The following is a 7,214-nucleotide window of genomic DNA, read 5'->3' on the forward strand; positions in this document are numbered from 1 at the left end:
GATACATTGATGCAAGACTGCTCACCGCCAGCTCGGCGAAACCACTTGCAACGCACGGCCGGACCATACATTGGGTAAGTCACTCACGGAAGACGCTGCTTGTCGAGATTGGCTCGGCCGCGGAGCAAGCCGGCGTCCGATGAGTGAGCTCAAATTGAAGCCAGTTGCTCCGGGCGAGGAAGAAGATGCAATCCGGCCTGCAGCCTGATTCCCAGTGGGCTGGGGGATCTGTACGAGTTGCTGGCACGTCAGAGCCACGAATTTGGGATTGATTACAGCGCGAGCCTATAATCACGGAACCCTAGCTCGCTTAGTTATGCGTTCGGAGGGCGAAGAAAATTGAAGTATTTTCAATATCTTACACGTCTCGCCCGGAAACGAAAGATACCTTGGCTGGGTGCTTTTAGGCAGAACTGGTGCTCGGGCCTCGAAAACCCAGCTTCTTTCCACCCATAATATCGAGAATGCAAAAGCTAGGCGGGGCACCATGAACGATCCAACTGAAAGGCTGGACGGTCTGACCGATGAGCAGAGGCGAGCGCAATTAAGACGCGAGCACGAGGAAGCCAACGCGCGTCACGCTGCGCTTCCCCCTGCAGAGCGTCACTTCGTTTACGAGATTGTGCCCCATCAACGGAAGCCCAATTGGACCGCAGAGCGAAACGGTCTGATCGGGCATGCTTGGATCAACCGGTTCTGCCGTTTGGTGGACGCCTATTACAACTTTCAGCACCGCCATGTTTTCTTTGTGATCGAACGGGATAGCCGACGCATCGCGGCGGGCACATTGACAGTATGGCGGGGCGTATACGACGACGATGGTGGTGGCTGGGACCTTGAGGGCTTTGTTCATCGCGGCGACATGAATTCGCAAACCGAGTATGAGACTGCCGTTGCGGTCGCAAGAGTTTGGGGCACCGATGATGAACGAAATTGGTGGACCGACGAGCCCTTTTGCTACGGCGACGTCTGCAGCTTTGATCGGCTGGTGATCGACGCCAACGCCTGGGCTGACGTCGAGGCTGCTTGGCAGATTATTGACGCCCTGCTCAAGCGTATTCGACGCAGCATGGCGGTTATGGTGCTCAAAGCGTTTCCGCTCGAGTACGAAGGTAAGGTGACGGCAGAGAACCGACCGGCTTTCGAGCGTCGGCAACGCGCACTTGTTCGCCTTTATCGGCGTCGCATCGGTTTTGAACCGGTGCCTCACAAGTCGCTGGCTGATGAAGGTTGGATGATGCGCCTATTCAACGGCGGCGCATGGCCAGACGTCGAATGACCGACCTCGTTCTGAGTAGATCAGAGAGCCATGTTGAAGCTACTAGCGGGCCCGGGCGGATCATTCTACTTCCTTGAAGACCACTGCGTGAAATCAGCCAAAGTGGCTAGAGTCGGGCGCACAAGGGAGCATGCTGCCTCAGCAATCTTCTTTAATTGAGCCCTTCGCCACGCAGGACATGGCGATATCCTTCCTCGCTTATCCATTTGGCACGGGCGAGGTGGCTTTCGAACGCATATCGGGCCCGATCGGGCTCGCAATCGGGATCGATACGGAGAACAATGCGAGCCACATCTCGCCAATCGGCGCCCTCCTCGAAAGCATCGAGCAGCCGCAAGTAGGTCACAGCGTGTTCATGATCGTATGGCGTGACCACTGACACTGTCGGCGCCTTATCGGATACGCTCGGTTCGGAGGAAGGTTTTGTCATCTGCGTTGTCAAGCGCGGTCGAGCTTTAGCAACCGCCGTGGCTGCGGCGTTCGCGCAGGAACCCAACTTGCCCCGCCTACCTCACCGACATGCGCCCATAGAGACATAATCCGACGCCTCTGATGCGAACTTCACATAGGTGATCCATGGATGTGATGGGAACCACCATACCTATTTTTTAGGTATCTGAAAAGTCGTTTTATGTCTTTGGCCTCTTTTGGGGGCCGGATGCCGAAAACGGTGACATCACCGCTTCAACCAAAGCTCGCAGCGCTGCTGGCTGAGCTGCGGAAAAAGGCCGGGCTGCGCCAGATCGATTTGGCTCAAAGGCTGGGGGTCTACCAATCTTGGGTCACGCACATGGAGTCCGGTCAGCGTAGGATTGACGTCATCGAGCTGATTGAAATATGCGAGGCTTTGGGGTTCGGAGCACATGAGGCGCTCAACGTGCTGCGCCGGCTTCTTGGTAAACGGCAGCCGACGCGGTCTAAGCCGTCACCGGCGCCCACGAGATCGTAGTTTGGATCTAGGTCGCATCGTTATAGGCAGATCACCTGCTAAATAGTCATCATGCCCAAGGGCGGCCGTCCGGTCCTTGATCCTACGTTTACTGAGTACCGCACCAGTTGGTAGCGGGGGGGGGGGACTCGCCCCCCGACTACAAGGTACGTTGGCTCAAGGGACGCCCTCATTCAGAGATCCTACAACAGCGCGCTTTGCCATCCGCGGTGGCAATGCCATCCGCGTCGGAGCAAGCTGAACCACCCCGCTTCTGCGAGATCGCCGATCACATTGTCGAGAGTCGGATGCCTTGCAGCTTCGTAAAAACACCGTTTGAAAAACCGTTTTAGTTCGGCCTTCTCAAACGGTTTCTCTCGCTAAGTGCTTGAGGTCATTGGTGGGCGCACCAGGGCTCGAACCTGGGACCCGCTGATTAAGAGTCAGCTGCTCTACCAACTGAGCTATGCGCCCGGAACCGGTCCGGAAATGACCCTCGCGAGAGGGCCGTCGTTTAGCAAAGCGACTTGGCGATGTCCAGCAAACTGAGCCAATTTTTCCCATCTTTTGGCATCCCCCGGACCGGCCAAACGCCGCCGGATTCCGGCGGCCTTTCCGAGGCTTAGGCGGGGGGCTGAAAACCGCGGTCAGAGCCGGCCCGAGCGCTCCTGGTCGGGACCGCTGTCGCGGTCGTAACGGTCGCGGTCGAGGCCCCGGCCCGGCTCGCGGTCATCGCGGTCCCAGCGGTCGAAACCGCGCTCAAACCGGTGGCGGCGCCAGCCCTCGGCGCCGAATCCGCGCCCCTCCATATGGGTCAGCAAGGTGAGCCGCCGCTTCTGGCCGTCGTCGAGCGTCTTGTAGAGCGGATCGGCGGCATCCGCGATCGTCTTCAGCGCGGCCGAGGTCTGCGCCATGTTGTCGGCGCGCTCGCGCAGCCGCGTGACCGGATTGTCCGGTATCTGCGCGTCGCCTGAATCCTTCTCCGCGTTCATCCGCGCGTTGGCGCGCTCGATCCGCATCTTGGCGAAATCGCGCACCGCGGCCTCGACCGGCGGCCACAGCTTCTCCTGGTCCGCGTTCAGCTTGAGCCCGGCATGAACCGCGGCAATGCGCGCGTCGAGGAACGCCGCCCTGTCCTCGGGGCTCATCATCCGCATCGGCCCATAGGTCCAGTGGCGATGCTGGGCATAGACGGCGGTCGATCCGGCAATCGCGAGAGCCGCGACGGCGGCGATGGTAAACGTCCTCATGCGAACCTCCTTTGAAGGTTGCCTGAAGATGGGCCCCCTCGCCCGCCCCTTCAACTTACGGATTGGATAGCTAGCCCTCCCTTACCAAGATGTAATGAACGACCATTTCTCCCCGGAAACCCTCTAGCTAGATCATCCCCAGCAACCGCGGCAGCCAAAGCGAAATCTCCGGCACATAGGTGATGAGGCCGAGAAACACCAGCATGGCGCACAGCCACGGCAGCACCGAGATCGTGATCTCGCTGATCCCCATCTTGGCGATACTGCTCGCGATGTAGAGGTTGAGACCGACCGGCGGATGGCACAGGCCGACCTCGGTGTTGACGATCATCAGGATGCCGAGATGCACCGGGTGGATGCCGATCTTGGTCGCCAGCGGAAACAGGATCGGCGCCATGATCAGGAGGATCGACGACGGGTCCATCACATTGCCGGCGAGCAGCAGGATGATGTTGACGACGAGCAGGAACATCCAGACCGAGAAGTTCTTGTCGATGATCCAGGCCGCCATCTCCTGCGGGATCTGCTCATGCGTCATCAGGAACGAGAACAGCACCGCGTTGGTGATGATGTAGAGCAGCATCGAGCTCATGCTCGCGGCCTGCAGCAGCACCTTCGGCACTTCGGAGAGCTTCAGCTCCTTGTAGACGAACACCGTGATGAAGAAGGCGTAGGTCGCCGCAACCGCGGCGGCTTCCGTCGGCGTGAAGACGCCGCCATAGATGCCGCCGAGCACGATGCCGATCAAGAGCAGGCCCCAGACGCTCTCGCGGAACGCCTTGAACTGCTGGCCGAAGGTCGCCCGCGGCATCTTCGGATAGCCGTTGCGCAGCGCGACGACGAAGGTCACCGCCGCCAGCATCAGCGCGAGCAGGATGCCCGGCACGATGCCGGCCATGAACAGCGCGCCGATCGAGGTGTTGGTGGAGACGCCGTAGAGCACCAGGATGATCGAGGGCGGCACCAGGATGCCGAGCGCGCCCGAGGTCGAGATCACACCGACGCCGAAGCGGCGCGGATAGCCGTGCTCGACCATCGCCGGCATCATGATCGAGCCGATCGCGACCACTGTCGCGACGCTCGAGCCAGAGATCGCCGCGAACATCGCGCAGGCCGCGACGCCGGCGAGCCCGAGGCCGCCCGGCAGATGGCCGACCAGCGAGGTCGTGAACGCGATCATCCGCCGCGCGACGCCGCCGCGGGTCAGAAAGGTGCCGGCGAGGATGAAGAACGGGATCGCCATGATGCCGAAATTGTCCAGCCCCGAAAACAGCTTCAGGCCGACGCTCTCGATCGGCACCTGCGTCATCGTGAACAGGAAGGTGAGCACGGTCAGGCCGAGCGAAATCGAGATCGGCATGCCCGTTAGCATCAGGGCGAACAGCAGTCCGAAGATAAGGGCGGCGCTCATCACGCTTCTCCAAGCGCGACGGGCGCGGTCTTGCTGGTCTCGACGCCTTCGACATGGGCGGCGTCATGGTGCGGCAGCTCATCGTGCCACCAGTAGTTCCAGCACACTTGCAGGAAGCGGAAGCACATCAGGTAGGAGCCGAGCGGAATGCAGAGGTAGACGAACCAGCTCGGTATCTCGAGGTCCGGCGAGACCTGGTCGGTGTGCATCAGCTCATAGACGAACTTGGCGCCCATGGTGCCGACGATCCCGGTGAACAGCGCGCCGCCGAGCAGGCCGAAGGTGATGGTGCGCTTGCGCCAATAATCGTTGAGGCGATTGATCAGCACGTCGACGCCGACATGGACGCCGGCACGCACGCCATAGGCGGCGCCGAACTTCGCCATCCAGATGAACATGTAGATGCAGAGTTCCTGCGACCAGGCGAGGTTGATCCCGAACAGGTACGGATACAGGAACGGAACGTCCACCAGGAAGCGGTGCAGGACGGTGACGAAGGTCAAGACCGTCGCGGCGCCCATCAGGCTCGCGATGATGATTTCCTCAAGCCTGTCCAGAATTTTCAGCAGCATTGATCTCCCCCGTCATGGCCGGACACGGCAATCCGGCCACGCCCCCCTTTCCGCGGCCTCTCGCGGCCGCGGTGCTCATTCATTCGCGCGATGGATCTCGATCGAGAAGTCCATCCGCGGGCTCGCTGTACCTCTCCCGCTTGCGGGGGAGGTCGTATCGCATCGAAGATACGATACGGGTGGGGGCTCTCTCCACACGAACGAACAGCGCGACTCGCGGTGATACCCCCACCCCAACCCTCCCCCGCAAGCGGGAGAGGGAGTTCACTGCCTTCTCGGCGACCGTTCGACCGAAAGGCATCGCGCCTAGTTCATCGGGCCGCGGCCCGTTTCCTTCAGGAATTCGTCGATCAAGGGCTGACCGACACGCGAGGCGACGTCCTTGTAGACCGGCATCATCGCTTTGCGCATCGCCTCGTCCTGCTCCGGCGTCAGCGCGATGATCTCGGTCTTGCCGACCTTCTTGATGTCGGCGAGCGCATCCTCGTTCTCCTTGGCCGACTGGCCGTTGCCGAACTCGGTCGCTTCCTTCATCGCCTTGGCGACCTGGTCGCGGATATCGGCCGGCATGCCGTCCCAGAACTTCTTGTTCACGACCACGACGTAGCCGATATAGCCGTGATTGGTGTTGGTGGCGAACTTCTGCACCTCATGCATTTTCTGGGTGTAGATGTTCGACCAGGTGTTCTCCTGGCCATCCACGACGCCGGTCTGCAGCGCCTGGTAGACTTCCGAGAACGCCATCACCTGCGGGATCGAACCGAGCGCGCGGAACTGGGCTTCCAGCACCTTCGACGACTGGATGCGGAACTTGAGGCCCTTGTAATCGGCGGGTGCGATCAGCTTCCTGTTCGCGCTCATCTGCTTGAAGCCGTTGTCCCAATAGGCAAGGCCAGTCATGCCTTTGGAATCCAAGAGCTTGAGCAGCCTGGCGCCGAGCGGACCATCGGTGACTTTCCGCAGCGCCTTCAGGTCGGGGAGGATGTAGGGCAGATCGAAGACCTCGAACTCCTTGATGCCGATCGGGCCGAACTTCGAGTTCGACGGCGCCAGCATCTGCACCGCGCCGAGTTGCAAGGCCTCGAGCTCTTCCTTGTCCTTGTAGAGCGTCGAGTTCGGATAGACCTCGACCTTCACCTTGCCGGCGGTGTACTTCTCGGCCAGATCCTTGAACTTGTCGGCCGCCTTGCCCTTCGGCGTGTCGGACGCCACCACGTGGCTGAACTTGATCACGATCGGCGATTGCGCCGACGCCGGCCCGACAAAGGTCAGCGCGGCAATCGATGCCGCAGCCAAAATGAACTTACGCATGTTTCCTCCCGCGTCATTGCGGAGCACGAACCACCGGCCCCGAGAAATCCGGTCGCACCATTACAGGGATGCCACCGCGATTGCCATTGCCCCTTAGCAGGGTCTGAATTGCATCGTTGCTGCAACGCAACAAGTCGCGGCGGTATCCATTTCCGCAGCGTATCGGTTTGTTGGGCGGCGCTTGCACGCCACCGCCGCACGCTGTGCCCGGTCGCCGCGATGACGTCAATGCGAGGTTCGGAAATGGCGAATTCGCCGGAGGAGAACACATCTTGCTGTCGTCCCGGCGCAGGCCGGGACCCATACTCCGCGGCGGGTGTTGTGAACGGGACTCGCCATTCCAGCAGAGCACATCAATCAACGTTGGTGATTATGGGTCCCGGCCCCCGTGCGCAATTGCGCACTAGGACGAATCCACATTCAACGGAGCCAAATGCAGATTGCGGCGAGGTGGACGAAGGCG

Annotated in this window: 7 protein-coding genes and 1 tRNA gene; 2 read left to right on the top strand and 6 right to left on the bottom strand. The window is 60.7% G+C overall.

Annotated elements, in window-relative coordinates:
* Positions 1–487 precede the first annotated feature (487 nt).
* A complete protein-coding gene (locus ACFFWD_RS19820; protein ID WP_376968175.1) occupies positions 488–1,279 on the top strand; it encodes a hypothetical protein in 792 nt (263 codons plus the stop codon).
* 151 nt (positions 1,280–1,430) lie between these two features.
* Here ACFFWD_RS19820 and ACFFWD_RS19825 read toward each other — a convergent pair whose 3' ends face one another.
* Positions 1,431–1,709, bottom strand: coding sequence for a DNA -binding domain-containing protein (locus tag ACFFWD_RS19825; protein ID WP_376968176.1), 279 nt, complete (start codon positions 1,707–1,709; stop codon positions 1,431–1,433).
* Positions 1,710–1,937: 228 nt separating this feature from the next.
* Here ACFFWD_RS19825 and ACFFWD_RS19830 point away from each other — a divergent pair, with 228 nt between their 5' ends.
* The gene (locus tag ACFFWD_RS19830) at positions 1,938–2,228 is read left to right on the top strand and encodes a helix-turn-helix domain-containing protein (RefSeq protein WP_376968177.1); all 291 of its coding nucleotides are present in this window, start codon (positions 1,938–1,940) and stop codon (positions 2,226–2,228) included.
* Between the two features lie 377 nt (positions 2,229–2,605).
* On the opposite strand, the gene ACFFWD_RS19835 is transcribed toward ACFFWD_RS19830, so the two are convergent.
* From ACFFWD_RS19835 to ACFFWD_RS19855, 5 genes are all read right to left on the bottom strand, one after another.
* Positions 2,606–2,681, bottom strand: a tRNA-Lys gene (locus ACFFWD_RS19835).
* Positions 2,682–2,854: 173 nt separating this feature from the next.
* Entirely contained in the window at positions 2,855–3,457 is a 603-nt protein-coding gene (locus ACFFWD_RS19840; RefSeq protein WP_376968178.1) for a Spy/CpxP family protein refolding chaperone, read from the bottom strand.
* Between the two features lie 127 nt (positions 3,458–3,584).
* The gene (locus ACFFWD_RS19845; RefSeq protein ID WP_376968179.1) at positions 3,585–4,868 is read right to left on the bottom strand and encodes a TRAP transporter large permease; all 1,284 of its coding nucleotides are present in this window, start codon (positions 4,866–4,868) and stop codon (positions 3,585–3,587) included.
* Positions 4,868–5,440 carry a TRAP transporter small permease gene (locus ACFFWD_RS19850; RefSeq protein WP_376968180.1) on the bottom strand — a complete coding sequence of 191 codons (573 nt, stop codon included), beginning with the start codon at positions 5,438–5,440 and terminating at the stop codon, positions 4,868–4,870. The genes ACFFWD_RS19845 and ACFFWD_RS19850 overlap by 1 nt, the downstream gene beginning before the upstream one ends.
* A 306-nt stretch (positions 5,441–5,746) precedes the next feature.
* Complete coding sequence (locus ACFFWD_RS19855) at positions 5,747–6,751, bottom strand: TRAP transporter substrate-binding protein (RefSeq protein WP_376968181.1); 1,005 nt, start codon at positions 6,749–6,751, stop codon at positions 5,747–5,749.
* Positions 6,752–7,214: the final 463 nt, after the last annotated feature.

It is taken from the genome of Bradyrhizobium erythrophlei (genome assembly GCF_042430365.1).
Classification (GTDB): domain Bacteria; phylum Pseudomonadota; class Alphaproteobacteria; order Rhizobiales; family Xanthobacteraceae; genus Bradyrhizobium; species Bradyrhizobium erythrophlei.

Coding starts and splice junctions, on each gene's coding strand:
- ACFFWD_RS19820 (WP_376968175.1), top strand. CDS start 488: ATGAACGATCCAACTGAAAGGCTGGACGGTCTGACCGATGAGCAGAGG.
- ACFFWD_RS19855 (WP_376968181.1), bottom strand. CDS start 6,751: ATGCGTAAGTTCATTTTGGCTGCGGCATCGATTGCCGCGCTGACCTTT.
- ACFFWD_RS19840 (WP_376968178.1), bottom strand. CDS start 3,457: ATGAGGACGTTTACCATCGCCGCCGTCGCGGCTCTCGCGATTGCCGGA.
- ACFFWD_RS19825 (WP_376968176.1), bottom strand. CDS start 1,709: ATGACAAAACCTTCCTCCGAACCGAGCGTATCCGATAAGGCGCCGACA.
- ACFFWD_RS19850 (WP_376968180.1), bottom strand. CDS start 5,440: ATGCTGCTGAAAATTCTGGACAGGCTTGAGGAAATCATCATCGCGAGC.
- ACFFWD_RS19845 (WP_376968179.1), bottom strand. CDS start 4,868: ATGAGCGCCGCCCTTATCTTCGGACTGCTGTTCGCCCTGATGCTAACG.
- ACFFWD_RS19830 (WP_376968177.1), top strand. CDS start 1,938: ATGCCGAAAACGGTGACATCACCGCTTCAACCAAAGCTCGCAGCGCTG.